This is a genomic window from Citrobacter pasteurii (assembly GCF_019047765.1).
Taxonomy (GTDB): domain Bacteria; phylum Pseudomonadota; class Gammaproteobacteria; order Enterobacterales; family Enterobacteriaceae; genus Citrobacter; species Citrobacter pasteurii.
In genome coordinates this window covers 4,654,302-4,679,889 of record NZ_CP077262.1, presented here as the reverse complement: position 1 = coordinate 4,679,889, position 25,588 = coordinate 4,654,302, and the positions used below count along the sequence as shown (strand labels likewise).

The following is a 25,588-nucleotide window of genomic DNA, read 5'->3' as shown; positions in this document are numbered from 1 at the left end:
AGCTATTCCGATACAAATTGATTTGAAAAGATGATATTTGAAATAGCCTGGAAATACTAAAGTAAAAGGGAAAAAATGCCGGTATTACCCGGCATTTTGAGTTGATCACAGAAAGGATTTAAACGGTAAATCCGGTTCAATGGTGAAGCAGTCATCAAAGCCGCGCGGATAGTGATATTCAAAGTTATCTTTGTCCAGCGGCCAGGTGAACTTGCCGCCTACCTGCCAGATGAATGGCTTAAAACCATACTTCAGCCGATCTTTTTTCATCTCCCACAGGACGCGGATCTCCTGAGGGTCGGCCTGAAAATTTGACCAGATATCATGATGGAAAGGGATCACTACTTTTGTATTCAGCGCTTCCGCCATACGCAGCATGTCGGCGCTGGTCATTTTGTCCGTAATCCCACGCGGATTCTCACCGTAGGAGCCGAGCGCGACGTCGATCTGATGCTCGTTGCCATGTTTTGCGTAGTAGTTGGAGTAGTGGGAGTCACCGCTGTGGTACAGCGTGCCGCCCGGAGTCTTGAACAGATAGTTGACTGCGCGTACATCCATGCCATCTGGCAGCACGCCAGCGGCTTTCTGATCGGCGGGCAGGGTGATTAACGCAGTACGATCGAACGCGTCAAGCGCATGAATTTCAATATCTTTTATTTTAACAACATCACCCGGTTTTACCACGATACAGCGTTCTTTTGGCACACCCCAACCGATCCACAGATCCACGCAGGTTTGTGGTCCGATAAACGGCACGTCGTCGGTGCAGTTCTGCATGACGGCTGCCGCAACATTCACATCGATGTGATCGTTATGATCGTGCGTCGCCAGTACCGCATCGATCTGTCGAATGGCAAACGGATCAAGAACAAACGGCGTGGTGCGCAGGTTCGGCTGCAGTTTTTTCACCCCAGCCATACGTTGCATTTGGTGGCCGGTTTTCATCAGCGGGTTACCGTGACTCTGTTTACCCGTGCCGCACCAGAAATCGACGCAGACGTTAGTCCCGCCCTCCGACTTCAGCCAAATTCCGGTACAACCCAGCCACCACATAGCGAAAGTGCCAGGTGCGACCTGTTCCTGTTCGATCTCTTCATTCAGCCAGCTTCCCCACTCCGGGAATGTACTCAGGATCCATGATTCACGCGTGATGCTTTTCACTTTACTCATCGCATTTACCTTCATGTTTGTTCAAGTTGAATCAATGTGTGATTTGTTTTGATTAATTCTGACATTATTTTTTCATATTAGCAATGGGGGATTTTTGAGCTTTGTGCGGATGACAGAAAAGGCAATGTAATGATTTTAGGTGGTGTTACGCTATATTTCTTTTTGTAATTTATTGATTTAATTGATATTAAATGTTGTTCATAGCATTGGATAATTACCCACTCTTCAAATGTGGTAATTATTTGCGTACTTCATCACATTTAATCAAATTTAATCTTGTTGTGATTATTTTTGAAAATTACAGTGAGTGCACAACATCCTGGCGTGTGGAAAGCCCGGCAACTTCGTCTACTGGAGATCGTTATGGAGATCCTCTACAACATCTTTACCGTCTTTTTTAATCAGGTTATGACCAACGCCCCGCTGTTGCTGGGTATTGTGACCTGTCTTGGCTATATCCTGTTGCGTAAAAGTGTCAGCGTTATCATTAAAGGCACGATCAAAACGATTATCGGTTTTATGCTGCTGCAGGCGGGGTCTGGCATTCTCACCAGCACGTTCAAACCGGTAGTGGCGAAGATGTCCGAGGTTTACGGTATCAACGGTGCGATTTCCGATACCTATGCCTCCATGATGGCAACCATCGAACGTATGGGGGATGCCTATAGCTGGGTAGGGTACGCGGTACTGTTGGCGCTGGCGCTGAACATTTGCTACGTACTGCTACGGCGGATTACCGGTATTCGCACCATCATGCTGACCGGGCATATCATGTTCCAGCAGGCGGGCCTGATCGCCGTCTCTTTCTACATCTTTGGCTATTCCATGTGGACGACCATCATCTGCACTGCGGTGCTGGTGTCGCTCTACTGGGGCATTACCTCCAACATGATGTACAAGCCGACCCAGGAAGTGACCGACGGTTGTGGTTTTTCCATCGGTCACCAGCAGCAGTTCGCCTCGTGGATTGCCTACAAAGTCGCGCCTTACTTGGGTAAGAAAGAGGAGAGCGTGGAAGATCTCAAGCTGCCAGGCTGGCTGAATATCTTCCATGACAACATCGTTTCAACCGCGATTGTGATGACCATTTTCTTCGGCGCTATTCTGCTCTCTTTTGGTATTGATGTCGTTCAGGCGATGGCAGGTAAAACCCACTGGACGGTCTATATCCTGCAGACTGGTTTTTCGTTCGCCGTCGCTATTTTCATCATCACCCAGGGCGTACGTATGTTCGTTGCTGAACTTTCAGAAGCGTTCAACGGTATCTCTCAACGTTTGATTCCGGGCGCAGTGCTGGCCATCGACTGCGCGGCGATTTATAGCTTTGCTCCTAACGCGGTGGTCTGGGGCTTTATGTGGGGCACTATCGGCCAACTGATTGCGGTGGGCATCCTGGTGGGCTGTGGCTCCTCCATCCTGATTATCCCAGGCTTTATCCCGATGTTCTTCTCGAACGCGACTATCGGCGTATTTGCTAACCACTTTGGCGGCTGGCGCGCGGCGCTCAAGATTTGCCTGGTGATGGGGATGATCGAAATCTTCGGCTGCGTTTGGGCTGTGAAGCTCACCGGTATGAGCGCCTGGATGGGCATGGCGGACTGGTCAATTCTGGCACCGCCAATGATGCAAGGCTTTGCCTCCATCGGCATCGTGTTTATGGCCGTCATTATTCTGATTGCACTGGCTTATATGTTTTTCGCAGGACGCACGTTGCGCGCTGAGGAAGACGCAGAAAAACAACTGGCAGAACACTCTGCTTAATAAGGAGTTCCGATTATGACCGTACGTATTCTGGCTGTATGTGGCAATGGGCAGGGCAGCTCCATGATCATGAAAATGAAGGTGGATCAGTTTTTAACCCAGTCAAATATCGACCATACGGTAAACAGCTGTGCCGTGGGTGAATACAAAAGTGAACTGAGCGGCGCAGATATCATCATCGCCTCTACCCATATTGCCGGCGAGATTACCGTATCTGGCAATAAATATGTTGTCGGCGTGCGCAACATGCTGTCTCCCGCCGATTTTGGACCAAAACTGCTGGAAGTGATCAAAGCGCATTTCCCACAGGACGTGAAGTAAGGACGCGCCATGAAATTACGTGATTCGCTGGCAAACAATAATTCCATCCTTTTACAGGCTGACGCCAGCACCTGGCAGGAAGCGGTAAAGCTTGGCGTGGATCTGCTGGTTAAGGCTGATGTGGTCGAGCCACGCTACTACCAGGCCATCCTCGACGGAGTAGAACAGTTTGGCCCGTACTTTGTGATTGCGCCTGGCCTTGCTATGCCGCATGGACGTCCGGAGGAAGGGGTCAAGAAAACCGGTTTTGCGCTGGTAACGCTGAAAACACCGCTGGTGTTTAACCACGAAGATAACGACCCGGTCGATATCCTGATAACGATGGCGGCAGTTGATGCCAACACGCATCAGGAAGTCGGCATCATGCAGATCGTGAATCTGTTTGACGACGAAGCCAATTTTGACCGTTTACGTGCCTGCCGCACCGCGCAGGAAGTGCTGGATTTAATTGATAACGCCACTGCGGCGGCTGTTTAAAGGAACAATAAAATGTCATTACCTATGTTGCAGGTTGCGCTGGATAACCAATCAATGGCTTCTGCGTATGAAACGACGCGACTGATTGCCGAAGAGGTGGATATTATTGAGGTCGGCACCATCCTTTGTGTTGCTGAAGGTGTGCGTGCTGTTCGCGATCTGAAGGCGCTCTATCCACATAAAATAGTGCTGGCGGACGCCAAAATTGCCGACGCGGGTAAAATCCTCTCCCGCATGTGTTTCGAAGCTAACGCTGACTGGATTACTGTCATCTGCTGTGCTGATATCAACACCACTAAGGGTGCGCTGGAGGTGGCGAAAGAATTTAACGGTGACGTACAGATTGAACTGACCGGCTACTGGACCTGGGAGCAGGCGCAGGAGTGGCGTGACGCAGGTATTGGGCAAGTTGTCTATCACCGCAGTCGTGATGCGCAGGCGGCAGGCGTGGCGTGGGGAGAGGCAGATATCAGCGCGATCAAGCGTCTGGCTGATATGGGCTTTAAAGTTACCGTTACCGGCGGTCTGGCGCTGGAGGATTTGCCGCTGTTCAAAGGGATCCCGATTCACGTCTTTATCGCTGGTCGCAGCATTCGCGACGCCGCTTCTCCGGTTGAGGCCGCACGTCAGTTCAAACGTTCCATCGCCCAGTTGTGGGGATAAGGAGCGGCTATGCTGTCGAAACAGGTTCCGCTCGGTATTTATGAAAAAGCGCTCCCCGGCGGGGAGTGCTGGCTGGAACGCTTGCAACTGGCGAAGGAACTGGGCTTTGACTTTGTCGAAATGTCGGTTGATGAAACCGACACGCGCTTGTCGCGGCTTGACTGGAGTCGCGAGCAGCGACTGGCACTGGTGGCGGCTATCGCCGAAACCGGTGTGCGTGTCCCCTCTATGTGCCTGAGCGCCCACCGTCGTTTCCCGTTGGGTAGCGAAGATGATGCTGTTCGTGCCCTGGGGCTCGAGATTATGCGTAAAGCCATCCAGTTTGCGCAGGATATCGGTATTCGCGTTATTCAACTGGCGGGTTACGACGTCTATTACCAGCAGGCTAATAACGAAACGCGTCGTCGGTTTCGCGATGGGCTAAAAGAGAGCGTGGAGATGGCGAGCCGTGCGCAGGTGACGCTGGCGATGGAAATCATGGATTATCCGCTGATGAATTCGATCAGCAAGGCGCTGGGTTACGCCCACTATCTCAACAATCCGTGGTTCCAGCTGTATCCCGATATTGGCAATTTGTCGGCATGGGATAACGACGTGCAGATGGAGCTGCAGGCTGGGGTGGGTCATATCGTCGCGGTACACGTGAAGGATACCAAACCTGGCGTATTCAAAAATGTGCCGTTTGGTGAAGGGGTCGTTGATTTCGAACGTTGTTTTGCGACGCTCAAGCAGAGTGGGTATTGCGGACCATATCTGATTGAAATGTGGAGTGAAACGGCGGACGACCCGGCGTGTGAAGTCGCGAAAGCGCGCGATTGGGTGAAAGCGCGTATGGCCAGCGCAGGACTGGTGGAGGCGGTGTAATGCAAAAACTTAAACAGCAGGTTTTTGAGGCCAACATGGATCTGCCGCGCTACGGGCTGGTGACATTTACCTGGGGCAACGTCAGCGCCATCGATCGTGAACGTGCGCTGGTAGTGATCAAGCCCAGTGGTATCGCCTACGAGCACATGACCGTTGATGATATGGTCGTGGTCGATATGTCAGGAAAAGTGATAGAAGGCGGCTTTCGTCCTTCTTCCGATACCGCCACCCACCTGGCGCTCTACCAGCGTTATCCGTCGCTGGGCGGAGTCGTGCATACGCACTCTACTCATGCCACGGCCTGGGCGCAGGCAGGGCTGGCGATCCCAGCGCTCGGCACGACGCATGCGGACTACTTCTTTGGCGATATTCCCTGTACCCGGGCTTTAACTGAAGCTGAAGTTCAGGATGAGTATGAGCTGAATACCGGCAGGGTGATTGTTGAAACGCTGGGGGAGGTCGAACCTTTACATACGCCTGGCGTAGTCGTGTACCAGCATGGCCCCTTTGCCTGGGGTAAAGATGCTCACGATGCGGTACACAACGCGGTGGTGATGGAAGAGGTGGCAAAAATGGCATGGATCGCGCGTGGCATTAATCCGGCTCTCAGCGCTATTGACGGTTATCTGATGAATAAGCACTTCATGCGTAAGCACGGCCCAAATGCCTATTACGGCCAGAAGTAACGGCTAAGCCCTGGAGCCAAATCATTCAGGGGATGTTATCGATCTGGCTTCGGGGCTTTTTTGCAAAAAAAGCCCCCGATAAGGGGGCAAATCAAACTGTGGCAATGTTCTCGTTGGTTGTTTCTGGTGCTAGCGATAAATATCTGCACTGGCGTGCATATTTCCGTTACTACCGGGTTCCCTGGTGAGGATCACGTGATAGTAGGTTGCGCCTTGCGCATCGGTTTCTTCATTCAGAGCCTGAGTGGCTTCACTTTCAGTGGCGAAGTTATGATTTATGTAAATAACGCCTAAGCTCTGCACATCATCCATATTCCTGGCCTGATGATTGTCAATTTTGATGGCTGCCGTTGCATTTGCACTGAGCAAAAGTACAGCCAGAAGGGTCAAAACACGGGCTCGCATAGGTACCTCCTCGACTGCGGTCTCTGGTTAGCTCTCTCCTGTGAGTGATTAGCTTCTGATGTAATTTTAACCGCTCCCGGCGCAGTCGATAGCGACCATTTCTGATGCAGTTGTTCAAAAAATTACCGCAAAGCCATCTTTTCTTTAATTAACAATCAGCTGATACCTTCCGCTGCGGTTAAAAATACCTGCCTTACGCGCATAAGCTCTTACCAAATCGTCAATTTAATCGGGTGAGTACGCCGTTTATAGTGAGCCGAATAATTAATATAACTTTATGATAATAAGGCAAAAACTTATGGATACTTCATTCATGGATTTCAGCTACTTTGTGATTATGTTTATGGTCGCGCTGGTGGCAGGCTTTATTAATGTGGTGTCGGGCGGCGGTGGTTTTCTCTCTATTGGCGCTCTCTTAATTTCTGGTTTACCCCCTGCCAATGCGCTGGCAACCAATAAAATTCAGGCGTTGGGCAGCTCGCTGACCTCCGGAATTTACTTTTTACGCCGGGGACATATTAATGTGCAGGAACACAAATATGTCTTTTTATCTGCCTTTATCGGTTCTGCGCTGGGCACGACGCTTATCCAGTTTATTGAACCGGACGTGTTGAAGAAACTGCTGCCGATCCTGATAATCGCGGTCGCCATCTACTTTATTTCTGCGCCTAATCTTAGCGAACCGAAAAGAAAGCAGCAGATATCCCTGTTTCTCTTCTCGTTGATCTGCGGGGGAGGTATTGGGTTTTATGATGGTTTTCTCGGTGCCGGGGCCGGCTCCTTTTATACGCTCTGCTACATCCTGCTGTGGGGATACAGCATCGATAAGGCGCAAATTCACTCGAATTTTATCAACCTGGCGTCGAACATTGCCTCGATTCTGTTCTTCATTTTCGGCGGTAAAATGATCTGGTCGCTGGGGCTGGTGATGTTTGCCGGTCAGTCCCTTGGCGCACGTCTTGGCGCGACGGTGGTACTGACGCGCGGCAAGAAAGTTATCCGGCCGATGATTGTCGTTGTCTCCATTTGCATCAGCGTCAAAATGCTGCTGGATATGTATTAATGGCGGCACGATAAATAATCGTACAAGCACCTTGAGTTTAGCGGCTGACCCCAGTATTATGACGCGTCATTTTTCAGCCGACCTTTAACACGTTCCTTGCCTCCATGGGCCTCGGCTGACCCAGACAGGAGGCTGAATAATCCGTAAGGAGCAATTCGATGCGTCATTACGAAATCGTTTTTATGGTCCATCCTGACCAGAGCGAACAGGTTCCGGGTATGATCGAACGCTACACTGCTGCCATCACTGGTGCAGAAGGCACGATCCACCGTCTGGAAGACTGGGGCCGCCGTCAGCTGGCTTACCCGATCAACAAACTGCACAAAGCTCACTACGTTCTGATGAACGTTGAAGCGCCGCAGGAAGTGATCGATGAGCTGGAAACTACCTTCCGCTTCAACGATGCCGTTATCCGCAGCATGGTTATGCGTACTAAACACGCTGTTACCGAAGCATCTCCGATGGTTAAAGCGAAAGACGAGCGTCGTGAACGTCGCGATGATTTCGCTAACGAAACCGCAGATGATGCTGAAGCTGGGGATTCTGAAGAGTAATTTCTGATGACCAACCGTCTGGCGCTGTCCGGCACCGTGTGCAGGGCTCCCCTTCGAAAGGTCAGTCCATCAGGAATTCCTCATTGCCAGTTCGTGCTTGAGCATCGTTCTGTGCAGGAGGAAGCCGGGTTTCACCGGCAGGCATGGTGCCAAATGCCCGTTATTATTAGCGGACACGAAAACCAGGCCATTACTCACAGTATAACGGTCGGTAGCGCAGTGACCGTTCAGGGGTTCATCTCTTGCCACAAGGCAAAGAACGGCCTGAGCAAAATGGTTCTGCATGCCGAGCAGATTGAATTGATAGATTCTGGAGACTAGCCATATGGCACGTTATTTCCGTCGTCGCAAGTTCTGCCGTTTCACCGCGGAAGGCGTTCAAGAGATCGACTATAAAGATATCGCTACGCTGAAAAACTACATCACCGAAAGCGGTAAGATTGTCCCAAGCCGTATCACCGGTACCCGTGCAAAATACCAGCGTCAGCTGGCTCGCGCTATCAAACGCGCTCGCTACCTGTCCCTGCTGCCGTACACTGATCGTCATCAGTAATCGGTCACGGTCCATTAATACGACTTTGAGAGGATAAGGTAATGCAAGTTATTCTGCTTGATAAAGTAGCAAACCTGGGTAGCCTGGGTGATCAGGTTAACGTTAAAGCGGGCTATGCTCGTAACTTCCTGGTACCACAGGGTAAAGCTGTTCCTGCTACCAAGAAAAACGTTGAATTTTTCGAAGCGCGTCGCGCTGAACTGGAAGCCAAACTGGCTGACGTTCTGGCCGCTGCTGAAGCTCGTGCTGAGAAAATCAATGCACTGGAAACCGTTACCATCGCGTCTAAAGCAGGCGACGAAGGTAAACTGTTCGGTTCCATCGGTACTCGCGACATCGCTGACGCTGTAACTGCAGCTGGCGTTGAAGTTGCTAAGAGCGAAGTTCGTCTGCCGAACGGCGTTCTGCGTACCACTGGCGAGCACGAAGTGAGCTTCCAGGTTCACAGCGAAGTGTTTGCTAAGCTGACTGTAAACGTAGTTGCAGAATAAGTTTTTATTCTGATGACCGCGTAAAAGCGCCGGCCCTGTGCCGGCGTTTTGCTTTTCTACCCTTCTGTTTTTCGCTCTGGCTATTCTTTGTCCTTTTCGGGATAATCATAAAAATAAAACATTATTTCAAAGTGGTGATGGAATGGAACCAACGCACCAACCTCTTTTCGCGCGTAAAAATGTTGTCTACCTGGGCGCAGCCTTCTGTTGCCTGTTGTGGGGGAGTGCTTATCCAGCGATAAAAAGCGGATATGAGATCTTCCAGATTGCCACGGATGACATTCCGTCAAAAATTGTCTTTGCCGGCTATCGCTTCCTGTTTGCGGGATTATTGCTGTTGCTGCTGGCGATGGTGCAACGTAAACCGATTGGCAGGTTAAGCCCGCGCCAGTTTGGCCAGCTTACGCTGCTTGGGCTGACGCAAACCTCGCTACAATACATTTTCTTTTATATCGGTCTGGCATTCACGACGGGTGTAAAGGGGTCAATAATGAACGCTACCGGTACATTCTTTAGCGTGCTGTTGGCTCATTTTATCTATCAAAACGACAAACTAAGCTACAACAAAGCGCTGGGCTGTATCCTGGGATTTACCGGGGTAATGGTGGTGAACTTTAGCAGCGGGATGGATTTTAGCTTCAGCTTGTTAGGGGACGGTTCAGTGGTGATGGCCGCCTTTATCCTTTCTGCCGCCACGTTATACGGTAAACGCATTTCTCAGACGGTAGACCCGACGGTAATGACGGGGTATCAACTGGGCGGTGGGGGTCTGGCGCTGGTTATCGGCGGCTACGCTTTTGGTGGTACGCTGACCGTACACGGCGCGTCTTCGGTGGCGATTCTGGGTTACCTGACGTTGCTTTCATCGGTGGCCTTCGCTTTGTGGAGCATTTTGCTCAAGTACAACCGCGTGGGCATGATCGCGCCGTTTAACTTCCTGATCCCGGTTTCAGGGGCGGTGCTGTCGTCAATTTTCCTCGGTGAGAACATTCTCGAATGGAAATATGCGCTGGCGCTGGTACTGGTCTGTTCGGGGATTTGGTGGGTGAATAAGGTGAAGCACTAACGCTTCACCTTGATGCCTGATGGCGCCGCTTAACGTGCGCGAATAAAGCTGCCGTTGGGCTGGCGGGTAAACAGGACCTGCTGGCCATTACTGGTATCGATGGTTAACCCAGTCACCACGCCATTGGCATTCTGCCTGATCTGCACCATCTGACCGTCTTTCAGGTTGCTCAGCGGTTTTCCTGCGCCTTCAACCTGCGCCATTGCATACACATCGGTTGGCGGGAGGTTATGGTCACGGAAGACCTGGGCCAGCGTTTTGCCCGAGTCTACGCGATAAGAGCGCCACTGTTGTTCAATTCCGCTATTTTGTTGGAAAGGTTGCGTCTGTGGCTGAGATTGCTGAGCCTGCGGCTGCGCGTCTGGTTCTCCTTCCTGGATCGGTTCCGGTGCAACGGGAGCCACCTGGCCGGGATCGTTTTGCGGTGCGACCAACTGTGCCTGAAGCTGCGCTTCAGTTGGCGGCTGGGACTGCGACTGCAAATCCAGCGGTGCATTACGCGTGACCACCGGGGCATCAGTGGTGTCACTGGAAGGAAGCAGGAAACCTAGCACCAGCACGATAGCAGCAATAATAATGCCGCGTCGGTGCATAGGCGGTAGCGGGTCCATAATGCGAAAATTGTCCGGTGCATGCCAGATTTTCGCCAGGGTTGGTTTTAATTCAAAGCGCCCGGGCATGGCTTTCCTCCTGCTCCGCGTCTCGTTCCTCTGTCATAGAGTATAGATCGCTAACTCTATGATACTTGTTCAGGTACCCGCTTTCGTGACATTGATGCGGACAATAGCATTGTTTCTTTTTCCTCGCGATTTGTCATCTGTTCCCGAGACAAAGTTTTACCGGATGCGGCATGGCTGATATGCTGCCCGCTACTTTACATCCGATGAAAGGAAATATGATGGCTACCCCGACTTTTGACACTATCGAAGCGCAAGCAAGCTACGGCATTGGTTTGCAGGTAGGACAGCAGCTGAGCGAATCCGGTCTGGAAGGGCTGTTGCCTGAAGCGCTGGTAGCGGGTATCGCTGATGCGCTGGAAGGTAAACACCCGGCAGTACCTGTTGATGTTGTGCACCGTGCGCTGCGTGAAATTCACGAACGTGCTGATGCAGTACGTCGCGAGCGTTTCCAGGCTATGGCGGCTGATGGCGTCAAATATCTGGAAGAAAACCGTGAGAAAGAAGGTGTGAACAGCACTGAATCCGGTCTGCAGTTCCGTGTGTTGACTCAGGGTGAAGGTTCTATCCCGGCACGTACCGACCACGTACGCGTGCATTATACCGGTAAACTGATCGACGGTACCGTGTTTGACAGCTCCATTGCACGTGGCGAACCGGCTGAATTCCCGGTTAACGGTGTGATCCCTGGCTGGATTGAAGCACTGACCCTGATGCCGGTAGGTTCCAAATGGGAACTGACTATTCCTCAGGAACTGGCTTACGGTGAGCGTGGCGCTGGCGCGTCCATTCCTCCGTTCAGCACGCTGGTATTTGAAGTTGAGCTGCTTGAAATCCTGTAAGCAGTAACTTCTGTTCCCCCCGAGGCTGGGGGGAGCAAAAAAATAGCGTGAAAAGCTATAGTTACGTCGATGTCGATATTTTATCTTGCAAATGATGTTATTGCGTGTATTTTTGTGAACTGATTCTCGCTATCAGAGTGATATGACACTCACTTTAAACATAAAATTAACATTATATCTAAATCTTAGTATTCATCCCGCCGATTCTTACCTAATATCGATGAGTCCTGCCAACAGGATCGTCGTATCATAGACACACTAAAGGCCGTAGAGCCTGAACAACACAGACAGGTACAGGAAGAAAAAACATGGTAGATCAGGTAAAAGTCGACGCCGTTGAAGAGTCGTCGTCTGAACAGTCGCTACGGCGCAATCTCACAAACCGTCATATTCAACTTATTGCCATTGGTGGCGCTATTGGTACCGGCCTGTTTATGGGCTCAGGGAAAACCATCAGCCTCGCCGGGCCGTCGATCATTTTTGTCTATATGATCATCGGTTTTATGCTGTTTTTCGTGATGCGGGCAATGGGAGAATTGCTGCTCTCGAATCTCGAATACAAATCCTTTAGTGATTTCGCCTCCGACCTGCTCGGGCCATGGGCCGGGTATTTTACCGGCTGGACCTATTGGTTCTGCTGGGTGGTTACCGGGATGGCAGACGTCGTTGCGATTACGGCGTATGCGCAATTCTGGTTCCCCGGACTGTCAGACTGGGTGGCATCGCTGGCGGTGATCATTCTGTTGCTGGCTCTTAACCTCGCCACGGTGAAAATGTTTGGTGAGATGGAGTTCTGGTTTGCGATGATTAAAATCGTCGCCATTGTCGGCCTGATTGTCGTCGGTCTGGTGATGGTACTGACGCACTTCCAGTCGCCAACCGGCGTTCAGGCCTCGTTCACGCATCTGTGGAATGACGGTGGCTGGTTCCCGAAAGGTCTGAGTGGCTTCTTTGCGGGCTTCCAGATAGCGGTTTTCGCGTTTGTCGGTATTGAGCTGGTGGGGACGACGGCTGCAGAAACTAAAGATCCGGAAAAGTCTCTGCCGCGTGCTATTAACTCGATTCCAATCCGTATCATCATGTTCTACGTTTTCGCGCTGATCGTGATTATGTCCGTGACGCCGTGGAGTTCGGTGGTTCCAACCAAGAGCCCATTCGTTGAACTGTTTGTGCTGGTCGGTCTGCCAGCGGCGGCGAGCCTGATTAACTTTGTGGTGCTGACATCAGCGGCCTCTTCCGCAAACAGCGGCGTGTTCTCTACCAGCCGTATGCTGTTTGGCCTGGCACAGGAAGGCGTTGCGCCTAAAGCGTTTGCCAAGCTGTCTAAACGTGCGGTGCCGGCAAAGGGCTTGACCTTCTCCTGTATCTGCCTGCTGGGCGGTGTGGTGATGCTCTACGTGAATCCGAGCGTAATTGGCGCGTTCACCATGATCACCACCGTGTCGGCGATTCTGTTCATGTTCGTCTGGACCATCATTCTTTGCTCGTACCTGGTGTACCGCAAACAGCGTCCGCACCTGCATGAAAAATCAATCTACAAGATGCCGTTAGGCAAGCTAATGTGCTGGGTATGTATGGCGTTCTTCGTCTTCGTATTGGTGCTGCTGACGCTGGAAGAGGATACCCGTCAGGCGTTGATGGTGACGCCGCTGTGGTTCATCGCGCTGGGTCTGGGTTGGTTGTTTATCGGTAAGAAACGTATGGCGGGTATGCGTTAAGCATGTTGCCGGGTGGCCCTGACGCTTACCCGGCCTACGTTCGAGGACGTTGTAGGCCCGGTAAGCGCTAGCGCCACCGGGCTTTTTTATTCACCTGCGAGGGCACGCGGGAACAACACATTATTTTCCAGACTGATGTGTTCCATCAGATCGTCGATCATCTCGTTAATGCCGTTATACATGGCTTTCCAGGTGGTGCAGGCTTCTGGCGGCGGCGTCACGTTGTGGGTGATGTGTTTGATCACTTCCACCAGTTCACCCGCATCGTCGTGTTCGCTTTCCATCACGCTGATTGGTCCCATCGCCTGACTCCCCATGCCCTGTTTGATCATCGGGAACAGGATCTGCTCCTCTTTCATCATGTGGCTGGACAGTTCTTCATGCAGCATGGTCAGGTTTTTCGCCAGACCGCGCGGTACGTTCGGTTTGTCTGCGTGAACGCGTTCAACTTTAGTGGCCTGCAGGATCAGCTCCGGCAGCTGTTCACGGTGTCGGTCGTGATAACGTACGATGATATGGTCAATGATTTCTGCCAGCGCCACGGTACGCCAGTCTTTTTCCAGCGGCTGCTCAGCGAGTTTTGACAGTTCGGCTTCGATGGCCTCGACATCCAGCTCTTTACGTGCGGCAGCGCGTGCCAGCGTTTGCTTACCGCCGCAGCAGTAATCCATATCGTATTTACGAAACAGTGCCGACGCACGAGGAATAGAGAGCGCCAGTTCACCTAAAGGTTGATCGCGATAAGACATAGCCGTTACCTCATTCTCAATAATATAAAGTGCATTTTAAATGCAACTTATAAAGAAGGATATAACCCTTTCGGGGCAGAGGATTTTGTGATGATTGTCACGAAAATTTCTTATCTCGTTAAGGTGCTGAATCTTATTGGAAAGGAGAGGAGCGGCGAAAAAAGCCGCGAGACAGGATTAAATAAGCGCACGCTGCTGCCGATAGTTAGACCTCAGACAATACCTGCATATAATAAAAGGCTACAGATGTTCAAACGAATCAAAGTGATAACCTTACTTATCACCGTGTTACTCGCCCTGGGCGCAATGCAGCTCATCTCCGCGGGCGTGTTTATTGGCGCGCTTAACAACGATAAGCAGAACTTTAACGTTTCTCAACTTTCCAGCCAGAACGTGGCCGAGTTTACCGATGCGTGGATTAGCCTGAACCAGGCGCGCGTTACGCTCAATCGGGGCATGCTGCGTCTGCAGGGCACGATGGCCAGCGATATTAACGGCGGTCAGTTGAAGGAACTGGTGAACACGGCGAATCGCCTGCTGGCAGACGCAAAAGAGCATTACGATAAATACTACGCGTTGCCGGAAACGCCGGGTCTGGATGAAAGTCTGGCAGACCGACTGGAAGAACAGTACGGTATCTATTCTACTGCGCTTGCAAAAATGAACGCGCTGCTGGCTGAAGGCAAGCTGGAAGAGATGTTCAAACAGAATGCCGAACAAAAGCAGACGGCCATGCAAGAGGTTTATCAGGAATGGCGTACCGCGCAAACCGCGCTGGCAAATGAGGGCGTTCGGGATAACGAAAATGACTACCAGAAAATTATCTGGTTGTTATCCGCCATACTGTTGATTGTGTTGACCGTCATTATCGTTAGTTGGATTGCCATGCAGCGTGTCCTGCTGAAACCACTCCATGAGGTGATGGGGCATATTCGGCATATCGCTTCAGGTGATCTGACCCACACTATTACCGCTGATGGCCGTAACGAAATGGCGCTATTGGCCCAGAACGTCCGTGATATGCAGCAGGCGCTGGCGAACACGGTCAGCGTAGTGCGTGACGGTGCAGATACTATCTATACCGGTGCGGGTGAAATTGCCGCTGGCAGTAACGATCTCTCTTCACGCACTGAGCAGCAGGCTGCTTCTCTGGAAGAGACTGCTGCCAGTATGGAACAACTCACGGCCACCGTAAAACAGAATGCGGATAATGCGCGACAGGCGACCAGCCTGGCAAAAAATGCCTCGCAGACGGCGCAGAAAGGTGGAGCCGTGGTCGACGGCGTGGTGCGTACCATGGATGAAATCGCTACCAGTTCCAGCAAAATTGCGCAAATTACCACTGTTATCGACGGCATTGCTTTCCAGACCAACATCCTGGCGCTGAACGCGGCGGTAGAAGCGGCGCGCGCGGGCGAACAGGGGCGCGGCTTTGCTGTCGTTGCAGGTGAAGTGCGCACGCTGGCGCAGCGTAGCGCTCAGGCGGCGAAAGAGATTAAGGCGCTGATTGATGATTCAGGGAATCGGGTCAATGCCGGTACGGCGCTGGTGCATGAAGCGGGTGAGACGATGGCGGAAATTGTCAGTGCCGTCACCCAGGTTACCGATATTATGGGCGAAATTGCGTCAGCCTCTGATGAACAGAGCCGGGGTATCGATCAGGTCGGTCAGGCGGTGGCTGAGATGGACCGCGTCACGCAGCAAAACGCCTCGCTGGTGGAGGAATCTGCTTCCGCCGCTGCTGCGCTCGAAGAGCAGGCTGCACGGTTGAACCAGACGGTGGCAGTGTTTAAAGTGTCGCGCCGGATGGCGGCGTAAACGCCTTATCCGGCCTACATGAGATCGTATAGTCCTTGTAGGCCTGATAAGCGCAGCGCCATCAGGCATCCCCCGAAACCGGCACTACCGCCGGTTTTTGCGGTTTTGACCGCACCGCAATCACCACGCCTATTATCAGCAGCGCAATACCGCTTATCGTCAGCAGCGGCGGAAATTCCTTGCGCAGAATAAAGGTGTACAGCAGTCCCGCCAGCGTTTCAAAGACGATCAGCGGGCCGAGGATCACCGTCGGCAGCTTCTGACTGGCGACGTTCCAGCACAGTGCGCCAACCCACGAACATAAGACCGCAATGGCTATCATCAGGCCGATAAACACGCCCGGACGTGGGCCGAAGGGCAGCGCGAAGTCCGGCGTTTGCCCGTTCAGCCACAGGCAGGCGGCAATATAACCGAGCAGGGATACAGGCAGCGTCACCAGTGCCTGGGCCGTCGCCCACATCATTGGGTGCTTATCCGGATTCTCGCGTAGCCAGCGGGCATTACGCAGCGCATACCACGCCCAACACACCACCGAAATCAGCGCCAGCGCGATGCCATAGCCATACCTCCAGCCGCTAAAATCAGGCAACCCCTGACTCAGCTCAGAGATATTCACGCATAGCAGACCCATGCCGATCAGTACCAGCGCAGGAGCCAGGTGCCACCACGATAATTTGCCGTCACGTTGGCTATAAAGCAGGTTGGCGAAGACTGGGATCACGACCGGTAATGTGCCGATGATCATGGTTGAAACGGGTGCGCCGGTACGCTGAATGGCGCTGGCCAGACAAACGTAATAAATCAGGTTGCCCATCAGGGTTAACGCCAGAGCGGTTACCCAGTCTTTGTACGTCAACTGACGCAGTCGTCCGCGACCCAGCCAGGCCAACGGGAGTGCGATCAGCCCCAACGCCAGATAACGCCCCATCGACTGTAATACCGCTGGGTATTCCGGCACGATCAAGGGGCCGACAAAAATTAATCCCCACATCAGCCCGGCCAGCAGGGCATACAACACACCGCTAATCATTTTTGACATCCACATCATTAAACATAGCGCTGAGTGTAGGCAGGGAAAACATCACTGTATTGTATGAGATTGCGCATTAGCGCGAAAAAACCTGCTTCTGATAGCGTACCGGCGTAATGCCGTAGCGATGGGTAAAGGCGCGGGTGAGGTGCGATTGGTCGGTCAGTCCGGTGGCGGCGGCCACATCTGCGGCAGGCATACCGTAGGTAAGAAAACCTTTGGCTCGCCACAGACGGATCGCCATCAGCATCTGGTGCGGCGTGACGTGAAAATGCAATTTGAACTGGCGCTGGAAATGCCAGGGACTGAGTGACGCCACGCGAGCCAGTTCATCGAGGGTCACAGGGTGCATGTAGTTATCGTGCAGGTATTCACGCACGCGTTCGAAGCGATGTGCCCCCTCCGGTAATACCGGTGCATGGCGAGCCAGCGGCTGGAACGTGTCGATCAGATCGAGTAATAATCCTTTTTGTGCCAGCGGATCCTCCGTGTTCCACAGGCCATGGATCAGCGAGCAGATCTGACGCGAACGCAGCGGATCATGACGGGTAACGTCATGGAACCACCAGTGACGAACCCCGGTGACCTCCTCCAGAAGATCGGGTTCAAGGTAGATCATCCGGTAGCGCCAGCCGTCGGCGGTTTCGGCTTCGCCGGTGTGCAGCTCATCGGGATTCATGGTGACGACGGAATGGGCAGGCGCTACGTATTGCGTGCCACGATAGCGAAAACGTTCGGCACCGGCTTCAATCGCGCCGATACCAAACGCTTCATGGGTGTGCGGCTCGAAGGCGTAACGCGAGATGTGCGCATGATACAGCTCAACGCCGGGCACCTGCGCCAGATGGCGAAAGCGGGCGCTGTCTTTCTCATCAATAAACTGCTCAGGTACACCTTGCACGTTTTCTCTCCCCACGCATCATCCTGTCATTATCAGAGAGGATGCGTGGGGATGCCACCACAATTAACTAATTTTTAACACTTACACGATGCCTTTGACGCTGTCAGCCAGCGATGTGGTCGGGCGACCAATCAGTGTGCTCAGCGTATGGCTGTCGTCGAAGAGGCCGCCTTTGGAGGCGCCAACGTCTGAGTCAGCCAGCATGTCCGCCAGTCCGGCAGGCAGACCAAAACCCTTCAGCGCGGCGGCAAAATCGGCTTCACTCAGGTTCTGATACACCACTTTTTTACCGCTCTGTTTTGCCAGTTCGGTAGCCAGTTGGCTCAGCGTCCAGCCGTCATCGCCCGCCAGCTCATAGATTTTACCGGCATGACCGTCTTCGCTGATAACGCGCGCGGCGGCAGCGGCATAGTCGGCGCGGGTCGCCGAGGCGATTTTGCCTTCTCCTGCAGCCCCAATAAACACGCCGTGTTCCAGTGCGGCTGGCGCACTCGCCAGATAGTTTTCGGTGTACCAGCCGTTACGCAGCAGCGCGTACGCGATACCGGATTCAGCCAGCATCTTCTCGGTTGCCACATGCTCATCAGCCAACCCCAGCGGGGAGGTGTCGGCATGTAGCAGGCTGGTGTAGGCGATAAATTTCACGTGAGCGGCTTTCGCTGCGTTAATCACGTTGCGATGCTGCGGGGCACGTTGTCCCACTTCGCTCGACGAGATCAGCAGTAGCTTGTCGATATTCTGTAGGGCAGTTGTAAAGGCGGCTTCATCGCTGTAATCCGCCTGACGAACGGTAATCCCCTGCTGGCTAAGCGCCGTCGCTTTCGCAGGGTTACGCACAATGGCCACAATCTGGCTGGCAGGAACGGTTTTCAGCAGAGTTTCAATAACGTGTTGGCCCAGTTGGCCGGTGGCGCCGGTAATCGCGATCATGGGGTGACTCCTTGGTATTGGTCTTGTGTTTAATCACGCTAACATCTAAGCTAACTTTTAGTAAGTACGCACAAAAAGGTAAGTATGAAAATGGCCACACCAACGCTTTCTCAGCAGTTACGCGATGGTAATTTGTTCGCCGAGCAGTGCCCCTCCCGCGAGGTGTTAAAACACGTCACCAGTCGCTGGGGGGTGTTGATTCTGGTGGCGCTGCGCGACGGTACGCACCGTTTTAGCGATCTGCGCCGTAAGATGGGCGGCGTCAGTGAAAAGATGCTGGCGCAATCCCTGCAGGCGCTGGAGCAGGATGGGTTTATCAACCGGGTATCGTATCCGGTCGTACCGCCGCATGTGGAGTATAGCCTGACGTCGTTGGGTGAGCAGGTGAGCGATAAAGTCGCCGCACTGGCGGACTGGATTGAACTAAATTTGCCGCAGGTTTTGGCGCAGCGGGAAGAGCGGGCGGCGTAAAGTATTGCCGGATGGCGGCTAACGCCTTATCCGGCCTACAGATTACTTCGACGCGTAGGCCGGATAAGACGCTATTGCGTCGCATCCGGCACGAAAATTACTTACTTAAATCCAACTGGTAAATGGCAAAACCAATGTCATCGGTCGCGACTTTTTTCAGTGGATATTGCCCTTTCTCTTTGATAAATGCGGCGGCCTTCTCGGTTGGCGATGTTTCAAAGCGAATATCCAGTTTTGTATCGCTGTGAATCGGCGCCAGACGCCAGTTGTTATCTGCTGCCGGATGTATTTCACCGGCGCGCTTCGTTTCGGCACCTATCCATGCCGCCAGCACCGAGCGGTTTTCATCCGGTGATGCAAACGCGATGTGACTGTCGCCAGTTCCGGCAAACTTACCGCCGTAGGCACGATAGTTATTCGTCGCGACGAGGAAGGTGGCATTTGGATCGACAGGCTTGCCGTTGAAGGTCAGATTTTTAATACGCTCTGCTTGCGGGTTGATAGTCTGGCATTCACCGTCATAGCGGGCGGGTTGCGACACATCAATCTGGTAATTCACGCCGTCAATCACGTCGAAGTTATAGGTACGGAAGCCGTCCCAGTTAATCAACGACTGTGGTTTGCTGCTGTGGATATCAATCTGATTGAACTGCCCGGCGGAACATTCCAGCCACTCTTTCACCTCTTTACCGCTGGCTTTTACGACCACCAGGGTGTTGGGATAGAGATATAAATCGGCGGCGTTACGGAAGGTGAGCTGACCTTTTTCGACTTCGACAAAGCTGGCTGGATCGTTCTTGCGTCCACCGACCTTAAACGGCGCAGCTGCGGAAAGTACCGGCAGTTTCGCCAGGTCCGGATCGCCCTGAATAAAGTGTTCCACATAGGCTTTCTGCGCGTTGTTCACCACCTGTACGGTCGGGTCATCCTGTACCAGCGCCAGATAGCTGTACATATTGTCGGCGGATTTACCGATCGGTTTGCTCACGAATTCACGCGTGGCGTCGTGATCGGCTTTCAGGATCTCAACGATTTTTTTGTCTTCTGCTGCCAGTGATTTTTTCGCTGCCGCGTCATAGATCGGGCGCGCCTCGGCTTTCGCCTGGGTGACCTGCCATTTACCGCTGTCGTTATTCAGCACCAAATCGACTACGCCGAGGTGATCGCCCCACATGCCTGGCATTACCGCCGGAACGCCATTGAGCGTGCCTTTCGCGATATCAGCCCCTTTGATGTTGGCAAAGTCTTTACCGGGGAAAACGGCGTGAGCGTGACCAAACATAATCGCATCCACGCCCGGGACTTCGCTGAGGTAGTAAACGGAGTTCTCCGCCATTGTCTGGTATGGGTCGGCTGAAAGCCCGGAGTGAGCAACTACCACCACCACATCCGCGCCTTTGGCTCGCATTTCCGGCACGTATTTACGTGCGGTTTCGGTGATGTCGTTCACAGTCACTTTACCGCTGAGGTTGGCTTTATCCCAGGTCATAATCTGTGGTGGCACAAAACCGATATAGCCAATCTTCAGCGTCTGCTTGTTCCCTTGCTGGTCGACAACCTCAGTGTCTTTGATCAGATAAGGCGTAAACAGCGGATTTTTGGTCTTAACGTCGATGATATTGGCGTTAACGTAAGGGAACTTCGCTCCGGCTAGTGCGTTGTGCAGATACTCAAGACCGTAGTTGAATTCATGGTTGCCGAGGTTACCCACCGCGTAATCCAGCGTGTTTAGCGCCTTATAGACCGGGTGAGTTTCGCCCGCTTTCAGCCCCTTGGCCGCCATATAATCCCCGAGCGGACTGCCCTGAATCAAATCGCCGTTATCAACCAGCACGCTGTTTTTGACTTCACCACGCGCAGCGTTGATAAGGCTGGCCGTACGCACCAGGCCAAATTTTTCAGTCGGTGTATCTTTGTAATAATCGAAATCCATCATATTGCTGTGTAAATCAGTGGTTTCCATTATCCGCAGATCGACGGTCGCGGCATTCGCGCTGGCTGCAATCAGCGTGGCGAGAAGCGTTGCACTAAACTTAATCATCAGGGGCATCCTTTTAAGATCTAAGCCACAAAAGAAAATGTATATATATCTTCTTGCTTACAGAACTGTGAATCATGACATGAATATAGCGTTTAAAACCGCAGACGCTATCACAGTTGGCGGATCCCCTGACGATCGGGTATAAGTAAAACAACGAGTTAACACCACGAAAGAAACGAGGTGGAGAATGTTAGAACATGTATGCCAGCTTGCACGGAATGCGGGCGATGCCATTATGCAGGTCTACGATGGACTCAAACCGATGGAGATTACCAGCAAGCAGGACGATTCTCCGGTCACGGCGGCGGATATCGCCGCGCACAAGGTGATCCTCGAAGGATTACTGGCGCTGACGCCGGATATTCCCGTTCTGTCTGAAGAAGCGCCTCCTGGCTGGGATGTTCGCCAGCACTGGCAGCGGTACTGGCTGGTAGACCCGCTGGATGGGACCAAAGAGTTCATTAAGCGTAACGGTGAATTTACCGTTAATATTGCGCTGATCGAAAAGGGAAAGCCGGTGCTGGGCGTGGTGTATGCCCCAGTGATGAAAGTGATGTACAGCGCGGAACATGGCAAAGCGTGGAAAGAAGAGTGCGGCGTGCGCAAACAAATCCAGGTTCGTGACGCGCGTCCACCGCTGGTGGTGATTAGCCGCTCGCATGCCGACAATGAGTTAAAAGAGTATCTGCAACAGTTGGGCGAGCACCAGACCACCTCGATTGGTTCCTCGCTGAAGTTTTGCCTGGTGGCGGAAGGGCACGCACAGCTGTATCCGCGTTTTGGGCCCACAAACGTGTGGGACACCGCAGCTGGCCACGCGGTCGCAGCCGCAGCCGGGGCACACGTTCACGACTGGCAGGGAAAACCTCTGGATTACACCCCGCGTGAATCGTTCCTTAACCCCGGCTTCCGCGTCTCTATTTACTGAGCAGTTTGTGCAGCAGGGCGATAACCTGCTGCACCTCATCCTGCGTTAACGCGCCATCTTTTGCCCACTGTACGCGTCCGTCTTTGTCGAGAACGACGATAGCGGAGCTCTCTTCATCCAGTTGCCAGACCTTACGCGCAATGCCATCGCTGTCGACAATAAATTGTGACCACGGGTAGAGCTTCTTATTGCTCTCCAGACTGCTGCGCACAAACATACCGGAGCCTGGGATGGCGTCATCGGTGTTGACGATTGTGGTGGTCTGGTATTTGTCGTGCGGCAGATTGGCCGCTTTGATGGCCTCGATCAACGTAGCATTTTTCTCTTTGGCGGAGGTGCGTCCGGCGATGTGTTGCACAATGCGGACTTTCCCTGGCAGTTGTGCGCTATTCCAGTTTTTGTAGCTAAACTTATCGTTATCGAGGATCAGTTCGCCGCGATCGGCAATACCCACCGGCGGTACGCGCTGGTTGGTTTCAAATTTATGCGCGGAGGCAATCATCGGCAGCAGCAGGCACGACAGCGCCAGCAGTTTTTGTAAGGTCATGGGTTTTCCTTCTTTCTTTATTTTGCAGGTGATCCGACCACTTGGGCCTGGAATTTAATCATATGTGCGAATTATGCTTTTTCCCGCAAGCGCGATGCCAGTTTGCGGACGGGCGCACAAATCCTGTGAAAAATGAAGGCTTATACTGAAGATAGCGAAGCGTTGAAAAGATAATTCTGAATAATTGTAACCTGAAGGTAAATAAACTTATACACGCTGGAAACATCGTTCAGATAGTCTATAGTCATAAGGCATTAAAATTTGCGCCTGAGGATTGTCGGACCGATTGTGGTACCGCAAAGGCGTAACGCTCAGCAGGAGATACAATGAAAATTTTCCAACGATACAACCCGCTGCAGGTGGCGAAGTACGTGAAGATCCTGTTTCGTGGACGGTTATATATCAAGGATGTAGGCGCTTTTGAGTTTGATAAGGGTAAGATTCTTATCCCAAAAGTGAAGGACAAACTGCATTTTTCTGTTATGTCCGAAGTTAACCGTCAGGTTTTGCGTCTGCAGACTGAGATGGCTTAACCAAAGTGCTATGCAGTAGTTAAAAAAACGGCTCCTGATGGGAGCCGTTGATGTTTCTGTAGGCGTTAAGACGCCTTGGTCTCTTCTTTTGCATCCGGCAGCTTTGGTACCAGAACGGTAGGTTTACTGTCCAGGCGCGTCACCAGCAGCTGATCGATCTTGTAGTTATCGATATCCACCACTTCAAATTTGTAGCCAGAATACTTCACCGAGTCGGTGCGTTTCGGGATTTTACGCAGCATGAACATCATGAAACCGCCGATGGTTTCATAGTTGCCGGACTGCGGAAACTCGTCGATATCCAGCACACGCATCACGTCATCAATCGGCGTACCGCCGTCAACTAACCATGAGTTCTCATCACGCGCGACGATCTGTTCTTCCAGCCCCTGGCCGACTAAGTCACCCATCAGCGTCGTCATTACGTCATTAAGCGTAATAATCCCCACCACCAGTGCATACTCGTTCATGATGACGGCAAAATCTTCGCCTGCGGTTTTGAAGCTTTCCAGCGCTTCTGAGAGCGTCAGCGTATCCGGAACAATCAGCGTATTGCGGATCTGCACGCCGCTGTTCAGCGCCATGCTTTGATTTGCCAGTACGCGGTTGAGGAGATCCTTTGAATCAACATAGCCAATGATGTGGTCGATATCTTCATTACAGACCAGAAACTTGGAATGCGGATGTTCCGCCACTTTGTTCTTCAGGCTCTGTTCGTCTTCGTGCAGATCAAACCAGATAACGTTTTCGCGCGAGGTCATTGAAGACGGCACGGTTCGGGATTCCAGTTCAAATACGTTTTCGATTAGCTCATGTTCCTGCTTGCGCAGAACCCCTGCCAATGCGCCGGCTTCGACTACGGCGTAAATATCGTCCGAAGTGATGTCATCTTTACGCACCATCGGGATCTTAAACAGACGGAAAATGTTATTTGCCAGACCATTAAAGAACCATACCAGCGGGCGGAACACGAGCAGACAGAAGCGCATCGGGTTGATGATACGCAAAGCCACAGCTTCTGGCGCAATCATACCGATGCGTTTCGGGGTTAAATCCGCGAACAGGATGAACAGGCCAGTCACCAGGGAGAACGACAGAATAAAGCTTAACTGTTCGGACAGCTCTGGGGCGAAGTATTTCGAGAACAGACCGTTAAATGCCGGTGAAAACGCTGCGTCACCGACGATACCGCCAAGAATAGCAACCGCATTAAGACCAATTTGCACAACGGTAAAGAACATGCCGGGGTTTTCCTGCATCTTCAAAACACGTTGTGCGTTTACGTTGCCTTCATCGGCAAGCAGTTTAAGTTTGATTTTGCGTGATGCAGCAAGCGAGATCTCGGATATCGAGAAAAACGCACTCACGGCGATCAGGCAGAGAATGACTAAAATACTGTTTAACATATCTTATCCGACCGTTAAGGCCAGATCCTCGGAAGGGATAAATTGATAAATTCGTGTGAAATACACATTGAAAACCGGTCCGAAGGGAGTGGACCGGCAATTTCAGGAGCTAGTATAGCGTAAGGTACTGTAAAGCCGCCAGAGGGGGGCGCTTATCCTTGTGGCGGCAGACAAACGCCAATCCCGCCAATGCCACAGTACCCATAAGGGTTTTTGTGCAGATATTGTTGGTGATCGTCCTCGGCATAGTAGAACGGGGTCGCCGTGCTGATTTCCGTCGTAATCTCGCGTTCGTCGCCCGCGGCTGTCATTGCTGCCTGAAAACGCTCCAGGCTGGCGTGCGCGGCGCTCTTCTGCTCCGGCGTGAGCGGATAAATTGCCGAACGATACTGCGTGCCCTGGTCGTTCCCCTGACGCATACCCTGCGCCGGGTCATGATTTTCCCAGAACACCTGCAGCAGTTGTTCGTAGCTGATAACATGCGGGTCATAGACGATGCGCACTGCTTCGGCATGTCCGGTATCGCCGGAACAGACTTCCCGATAGGTTGGGTTCGGCGTGTAGCCACCGGTGTAACCTGCGGCAGTGCTGTAAACGCCGGGCAAAGACCAGAATAAACGCTCCACGCCCCAGAAACATCCCATGGCGAAGAGGGCTATCTCCATGCCGTCGGGCACGTTGGTCATCGAATGCTGATTAACCGCATGCAACGTTGCTACCGGCATCGGGGTGTTGCGTCCAGGTAGCGCATCTGCTTGAGTAACAAGATGCTTTCTATCAAATAAACTCATGGCCGTTCTCCCGAAATCAGTCATTTGGGTTAAGGTTGTAACGAGACGCGTCTTTGCCCACAATAAATAGCGTGAATGCGTCTAGAGTTAAACATAAGAAATATTTGGGTTGTCGTCTGTTTTTCAACTCTT

29 protein-coding genes are annotated in these 25,588 nt (G+C 52.3%); 18 read left to right on the top strand and 11 right to left on the bottom strand.

Going from position 1 to position 25,588, the window contains the following annotated elements:
* Nucleotides 1-105: 105 nt before the first annotated feature.
* Complete coding sequence (gene ulaG, locus I6L54_RS22575) at nt 106-1,170, bottom strand: L-ascorbate 6-phosphate lactonase (protein ID WP_040232968.1); 1,065 nt, start codon at nt 1,168-1,170, stop codon at nt 106-108.
* A 363-nt stretch (nt 1,171-1,533) separates the two neighbouring features.
* On the opposite strand from ulaG, the gene ulaA reads away from it, so the two are divergent.
* From ulaA to I6L54_RS22545, 6 genes are read left to right on the top strand one after another with little or no spacing between them, the layout of a single operon-like run.
* A complete protein-coding gene (gene ulaA / locus I6L54_RS22570; protein WP_040232971.1) occupies nt 1,534-2,931 on the top strand; it encodes a PTS ascorbate transporter subunit IIC in 1,398 nt (465 codons plus the stop codon).
* Between the two features lie 15 nt (nt 2,932-2,946).
* A complete protein-coding gene (ulaB, locus tag I6L54_RS22565) occupies nt 2,947-3,252 on the top strand; it encodes a PTS ascorbate transporter subunit IIB (RefSeq protein WP_003025655.1) in 306 nt (101 codons plus the stop codon).
* A 9-nt stretch (nt 3,253-3,261) separates the two neighbouring features.
* A complete protein-coding gene (ulaC, locus tag I6L54_RS22560) occupies nt 3,262-3,729 on the top strand; it encodes a PTS ascorbate transporter subunit IIA (protein WP_005134435.1) in 468 nt (155 codons plus the stop codon).
* A 12-nt stretch (nt 3,730-3,741) separates the two neighbouring features.
* Complete coding sequence (gene ulaD / locus I6L54_RS22555) at nt 3,742-4,392, top strand: 3-keto-L-gulonate-6-phosphate decarboxylase UlaD (RefSeq protein ID WP_005134436.1); 651 nt, start codon at nt 3,742-3,744, stop codon at nt 4,390-4,392.
* A gap of 9 nt (nt 4,393-4,401) precedes the next feature.
* A complete protein-coding gene (locus I6L54_RS22550; RefSeq protein ID WP_005134437.1) occupies nt 4,402-5,256 on the top strand; it encodes an L-ribulose-5-phosphate 3-epimerase in 855 nt (284 codons plus the stop codon).
* Nucleotides 5,256-5,942, top strand: a complete 687-nt coding sequence (locus I6L54_RS22545) for an L-ribulose-5-phosphate 4-epimerase (RefSeq protein WP_005134438.1) — start codon at nt 5,256-5,258, stop codon at nt 5,940-5,942. Before I6L54_RS22550 ends, I6L54_RS22545 begins: the two co-directional genes overlap by 1 nt.
* 129 nt (nt 5,943-6,071) lie before the next feature.
* Here I6L54_RS22545 and yjfY read toward each other — a convergent pair whose 3' ends face one another.
* The gene (gene yjfY, locus I6L54_RS22540) at nt 6,072-6,347 is read right to left on the bottom strand and encodes a DUF1471 family protein YjfY (RefSeq protein ID WP_003025668.1); all 276 of its coding nucleotides are present in this window, start codon (nt 6,345-6,347) and stop codon (nt 6,072-6,074) included.
* 298 nt (nt 6,348-6,645) lie between these two features.
* Here yjfY and I6L54_RS22535 point away from each other — a divergent pair, with 298 nt between their 5' ends.
* The 6 genes from I6L54_RS22535 (at nt 6,646) to I6L54_RS22510 (ending at nt 10,074) form a co-directional block, all read left to right on the top strand.
* Nucleotides 6,646-7,410: a TSUP family transporter gene (locus tag I6L54_RS22535; RefSeq protein ID WP_040232973.1), complete on the top strand. Its 765-nt coding sequence runs from the start codon at nt 6,646-6,648 to the stop codon at nt 7,408-7,410.
* A gap of 158 nt (nt 7,411-7,568) precedes the next feature.
* Nucleotides 7,569-7,964: a 30S ribosomal protein S6 gene (gene rpsF, locus I6L54_RS22530; RefSeq protein WP_003025672.1), complete on the top strand. Its 396-nt coding sequence runs from the start codon at nt 7,569-7,571 to the stop codon at nt 7,962-7,964.
* A gap of 6 nt (nt 7,965-7,970) precedes the next feature.
* Nucleotides 7,971-8,285 (top strand): primosomal replication protein N, encoded by a 315-nt coding sequence (gene priB / locus I6L54_RS22525; protein WP_003025674.1) that lies wholly within the window; start codon nt 7,971-7,973, stop codon nt 8,283-8,285.
* A 4-nt stretch (nt 8,286-8,289) separates the two neighbouring features.
* Nucleotides 8,290-8,517, top strand: coding sequence for a 30S ribosomal protein S18 (rpsR, locus tag I6L54_RS22520; RefSeq protein WP_000135199.1), 228 nt, complete (start codon nt 8,290-8,292; stop codon nt 8,515-8,517).
* Nucleotides 8,518-8,558: 41 nt separating this feature from the next.
* A complete protein-coding gene (gene rplI, locus I6L54_RS22515) occupies nt 8,559-9,008 on the top strand; it encodes a 50S ribosomal protein L9 (protein WP_005134442.1) in 450 nt (149 codons plus the stop codon).
* 142 nt (nt 9,009-9,150) lie between these two features.
* The gene (locus tag I6L54_RS22510) at nt 9,151-10,074 is read left to right on the top strand and encodes a DMT family transporter (RefSeq protein WP_005134443.1); all 924 of its coding nucleotides are present in this window, start codon (nt 9,151-9,153) and stop codon (nt 10,072-10,074) included.
* 29 nt (nt 10,075-10,103) lie between these two features.
* Here the strand turns inward: I6L54_RS22510 and I6L54_RS22505 are convergent, their stop codons facing one another.
* Nucleotides 10,104-10,754 carry an OapA family protein gene (locus I6L54_RS22505; RefSeq protein ID WP_040232975.1) on the bottom strand — a complete coding sequence of 217 codons (651 nt, stop codon included), beginning with the start codon at nt 10,752-10,754 and terminating at the stop codon, nt 10,104-10,106.
* Nucleotides 10,755-10,972: 218 nt separating this feature from the next.
* Here I6L54_RS22505 and bamJ point away from each other — a divergent pair, with 218 nt between their 5' ends.
* Together bamJ and cycA are read left to right on the top strand one after the other, a co-directional pair.
* Nucleotides 10,973-11,593 carry a BamJ family beta-barrel-assembly machinery protein gene (bamJ, locus tag I6L54_RS22500; RefSeq protein WP_040233001.1) on the top strand — a complete coding sequence of 207 codons (621 nt, stop codon included), beginning with the start codon at nt 10,973-10,975 and terminating at the stop codon, nt 11,591-11,593.
* A 308-nt stretch (nt 11,594-11,901) separates the two neighbouring features.
* The gene (cycA, locus tag I6L54_RS22495; protein ID WP_005134446.1) at nt 11,902-13,311 is read left to right on the top strand and encodes a D-serine/D-alanine/glycine transporter; all 1,410 of its coding nucleotides are present in this window, start codon (nt 11,902-11,904) and stop codon (nt 13,309-13,311) included.
* A gap of 86 nt (nt 13,312-13,397) precedes the next feature.
* Here the strand turns inward: cycA and ytfE are convergent, their stop codons facing one another.
* Nucleotides 13,398-14,060 (bottom strand): iron-sulfur cluster repair protein YtfE, encoded by a 663-nt coding sequence (gene ytfE / locus I6L54_RS22490; protein WP_005134449.1) that lies wholly within the window; start codon nt 14,058-14,060, stop codon nt 13,398-13,400.
* Between the two features lie 246 nt (nt 14,061-14,306).
* Here ytfE and I6L54_RS22485 point away from each other — a divergent pair, with 246 nt between their 5' ends.
* Nucleotides 14,307-15,878, top strand: coding sequence for a methyl-accepting chemotaxis protein (locus I6L54_RS22485; RefSeq protein ID WP_040232976.1), 1,572 nt, complete (start codon nt 14,307-14,309; stop codon nt 15,876-15,878).
* A 61-nt stretch (nt 15,879-15,939) separates the two neighbouring features.
* Here the strand turns inward: I6L54_RS22485 and I6L54_RS22480 are convergent, their stop codons facing one another.
* From I6L54_RS22480 to I6L54_RS22470, 3 genes are all read right to left on the bottom strand, one after another.
* Nucleotides 15,940-16,908 carry a DMT family transporter gene (locus I6L54_RS22480; protein WP_040232977.1) on the bottom strand — a complete coding sequence of 323 codons (969 nt, stop codon included), beginning with the start codon at nt 16,906-16,908 and terminating at the stop codon, nt 15,940-15,942.
* Between the two features lie 76 nt (nt 16,909-16,984).
* Nucleotides 16,985-17,809, bottom strand: a complete 825-nt coding sequence (locus I6L54_RS22475; RefSeq protein WP_040233002.1) for an AraC family transcriptional regulator — start codon at nt 17,807-17,809, stop codon at nt 16,985-16,987.
* Between the two features lie 81 nt (nt 17,810-17,890).
* Nucleotides 17,891-18,739: an SDR family oxidoreductase gene (locus I6L54_RS22470; RefSeq protein ID WP_005134461.1), complete on the bottom strand. Its 849-nt coding sequence runs from the start codon at nt 18,737-18,739 to the stop codon at nt 17,891-17,893.
* Nucleotides 18,740-18,829: 90 nt separating this feature from the next.
* Here I6L54_RS22470 and I6L54_RS22465 point away from each other — a divergent pair, with 90 nt between their 5' ends.
* Nucleotides 18,830-19,210 (top strand): winged helix-turn-helix transcriptional regulator, encoded by a 381-nt coding sequence (locus I6L54_RS22465; RefSeq protein WP_005134463.1) that lies wholly within the window; start codon nt 18,830-18,832, stop codon nt 19,208-19,210.
* Between the two features lie 97 nt (nt 19,211-19,307).
* Here the strand turns inward: I6L54_RS22465 and cpdB are convergent, their stop codons facing one another.
* On the bottom strand, nt 19,308-21,251 hold the full coding sequence (gene cpdB / locus I6L54_RS22460) for a 2',3'-cyclic-nucleotide 2'-phosphodiesterase (RefSeq protein WP_005134464.1): 1,944 nt from the start codon (nt 21,249-21,251) through the stop codon (nt 19,308-19,310).
* A gap of 187 nt (nt 21,252-21,438) precedes the next feature.
* Here cpdB and cysQ point away from each other — a divergent pair, with 187 nt between their 5' ends.
* Nucleotides 21,439-22,179 (top strand): 3'(2'),5'-bisphosphate nucleotidase CysQ, encoded by a 741-nt coding sequence (cysQ, locus tag I6L54_RS22455; protein ID WP_040232979.1) that lies wholly within the window; start codon nt 21,439-21,441, stop codon nt 22,177-22,179.
* Here the strand turns inward: cysQ and I6L54_RS22450 are convergent.
* Complete coding sequence (locus I6L54_RS22450; RefSeq protein WP_040232981.1) at nt 22,169-22,726, bottom strand: YtfJ family protein; 558 nt, start codon at nt 22,724-22,726, stop codon at nt 22,169-22,171. The genes cysQ and I6L54_RS22450 overlap by 11 nt on opposite strands.
* Before the next feature lie 326 nt (nt 22,727-23,052).
* Here I6L54_RS22450 and I6L54_RS22445 point away from each other — a divergent pair, with 326 nt between their 5' ends.
* Nucleotides 23,053-23,259 carry a DUF1107 domain-containing protein gene (locus I6L54_RS22445; protein WP_003025710.1) on the top strand — a complete coding sequence of 69 codons (207 nt, stop codon included), beginning with the start codon at nt 23,053-23,055 and terminating at the stop codon, nt 23,257-23,259.
* A gap of 65 nt (nt 23,260-23,324) precedes the next feature.
* On the opposite strand, the gene paeA is transcribed toward I6L54_RS22445, so the two are convergent.
* Nucleotides 23,325-24,665 carry a polyamine export protein PaeA gene (paeA, locus tag I6L54_RS22440; protein WP_005134468.1) on the bottom strand — a complete coding sequence of 447 codons (1,341 nt, stop codon included), beginning with the start codon at nt 24,663-24,665 and terminating at the stop codon, nt 23,325-23,327.
* Nucleotides 24,666-24,817: 152 nt separating this feature from the next.
* Nucleotides 24,818-25,456: a peptide-methionine (S)-S-oxide reductase MsrA gene (gene msrA, locus I6L54_RS22435; protein ID WP_040232983.1), complete on the bottom strand. Its 639-nt coding sequence runs from the start codon at nt 25,454-25,456 to the stop codon at nt 24,818-24,820.
* Between the last annotated feature and the right edge of the window lie 132 nt (nt 25,457-25,588).

Excerpts from the sequence above, each read along its gene's own strand:
- I6L54_RS22485 (WP_040232976.1), top strand. The coding sequence starts at position 14,307 with ATGTTCAAACGAATCAAAGTGATAACCTTACTTATCACCGTGTTACTC.
- ulaD (WP_005134436.1), top strand. The coding sequence starts at position 3,742 with ATGTCATTACCTATGTTGCAGGTTGCGCTGGATAACCAATCAATGGCT.
- rpsR (WP_000135199.1), top strand. The coding sequence starts at position 8,290 with ATGGCACGTTATTTCCGTCGTCGCAAGTTCTGCCGTTTCACCGCGGAA.
- cycA (WP_005134446.1), top strand. The coding sequence starts at position 11,902 with ATGGTAGATCAGGTAAAAGTCGACGCCGTTGAAGAGTCGTCGTCTGAA.
- rpsF (WP_003025672.1), top strand. The coding sequence starts at position 7,569 with ATGCGTCATTACGAAATCGTTTTTATGGTCCATCCTGACCAGAGCGAA.
- I6L54_RS22465 (WP_005134463.1), top strand. The coding sequence starts at position 18,830 with ATGGCCACACCAACGCTTTCTCAGCAGTTACGCGATGGTAATTTGTTC.
- yjfY (WP_003025668.1), bottom strand. The coding sequence starts at position 6,347 with ATGCGAGCCCGTGTTTTGACCCTTCTGGCTGTACTTTTGCTCAGTGCA.
- cysQ (WP_040232979.1), top strand. The coding sequence starts at position 21,439 with ATGTTAGAACATGTATGCCAGCTTGCACGGAATGCGGGCGATGCCATT.
- bamJ (WP_040233001.1), top strand. The coding sequence starts at position 10,973 with ATGGCTACCCCGACTTTTGACACTATCGAAGCGCAAGCAAGCTACGGC.
- ulaC (WP_005134435.1), top strand. The coding sequence starts at position 3,262 with ATGAAATTACGTGATTCGCTGGCAAACAATAATTCCATCCTTTTACAG.
- ulaB (WP_003025655.1), top strand. The coding sequence starts at position 2,947 with ATGACCGTACGTATTCTGGCTGTATGTGGCAATGGGCAGGGCAGCTCC.
- I6L54_RS22550 (WP_005134437.1), top strand. The coding sequence starts at position 4,402 with ATGCTGTCGAAACAGGTTCCGCTCGGTATTTATGAAAAAGCGCTCCCC.
- I6L54_RS22445 (WP_003025710.1), top strand. The coding sequence starts at position 23,053 with ATGAAAATTTTCCAACGATACAACCCGCTGCAGGTGGCGAAGTACGTG.
- rplI (WP_005134442.1), top strand. The coding sequence starts at position 8,559 with ATGCAAGTTATTCTGCTTGATAAAGTAGCAAACCTGGGTAGCCTGGGT.
- I6L54_RS22480 (WP_040232977.1), bottom strand. The coding sequence starts at position 16,908 with ATGATTAGCGGTGTGTTGTATGCCCTGCTGGCCGGGCTGATGTGGGGA.
- I6L54_RS22535 (WP_040232973.1), top strand. The coding sequence starts at position 6,646 with ATGGATACTTCATTCATGGATTTCAGCTACTTTGTGATTATGTTTATG.
- paeA (WP_005134468.1), bottom strand. The coding sequence starts at position 24,665 with ATGTTAAACAGTATTTTAGTCATTCTCTGCCTGATCGCCGTGAGTGCG.
- I6L54_RS22470 (WP_005134461.1), bottom strand. The coding sequence starts at position 18,739 with ATGATCGCGATTACCGGCGCCACCGGCCAACTGGGCCAACACGTTATT.
- msrA (WP_040232983.1), bottom strand. The coding sequence starts at position 25,456 with ATGAGTTTATTTGATAGAAAGCATCTTGTTACTCAAGCAGATGCGCTA.
- I6L54_RS22505 (WP_040232975.1), bottom strand. The coding sequence starts at position 10,754 with ATGCCCGGGCGCTTTGAATTAAAACCAACCCTGGCGAAAATCTGGCAT.
- I6L54_RS22510 (WP_005134443.1), top strand. The coding sequence starts at position 9,151 with ATGGAACCAACGCACCAACCTCTTTTCGCGCGTAAAAATGTTGTCTAC.
- ytfE (WP_005134449.1), bottom strand. The coding sequence starts at position 14,060 with ATGTCTTATCGCGATCAACCTTTAGGTGAACTGGCGCTCTCTATTCCT.
- I6L54_RS22545 (WP_005134438.1), top strand. The coding sequence starts at position 5,256 with ATGCAAAAACTTAAACAGCAGGTTTTTGAGGCCAACATGGATCTGCCG.
- cpdB (WP_005134464.1), bottom strand. The coding sequence starts at position 21,251 with ATGATTAAGTTTAGTGCAACGCTTCTCGCCACGCTGATTGCAGCCAGC.
- priB (WP_003025674.1), top strand. The coding sequence starts at position 7,971 with ATGACCAACCGTCTGGCGCTGTCCGGCACCGTGTGCAGGGCTCCCCTT.
- ulaA (WP_040232971.1), top strand. The coding sequence starts at position 1,534 with ATGGAGATCCTCTACAACATCTTTACCGTCTTTTTTAATCAGGTTATG.
- ulaG (WP_040232968.1), bottom strand. The coding sequence starts at position 1,170 with ATGAGTAAAGTGAAAAGCATCACGCGTGAATCATGGATCCTGAGTACA.
- I6L54_RS22450 (WP_040232981.1), bottom strand. The coding sequence starts at position 22,726 with ATGACCTTACAAAAACTGCTGGCGCTGTCGTGCCTGCTGCTGCCGATG.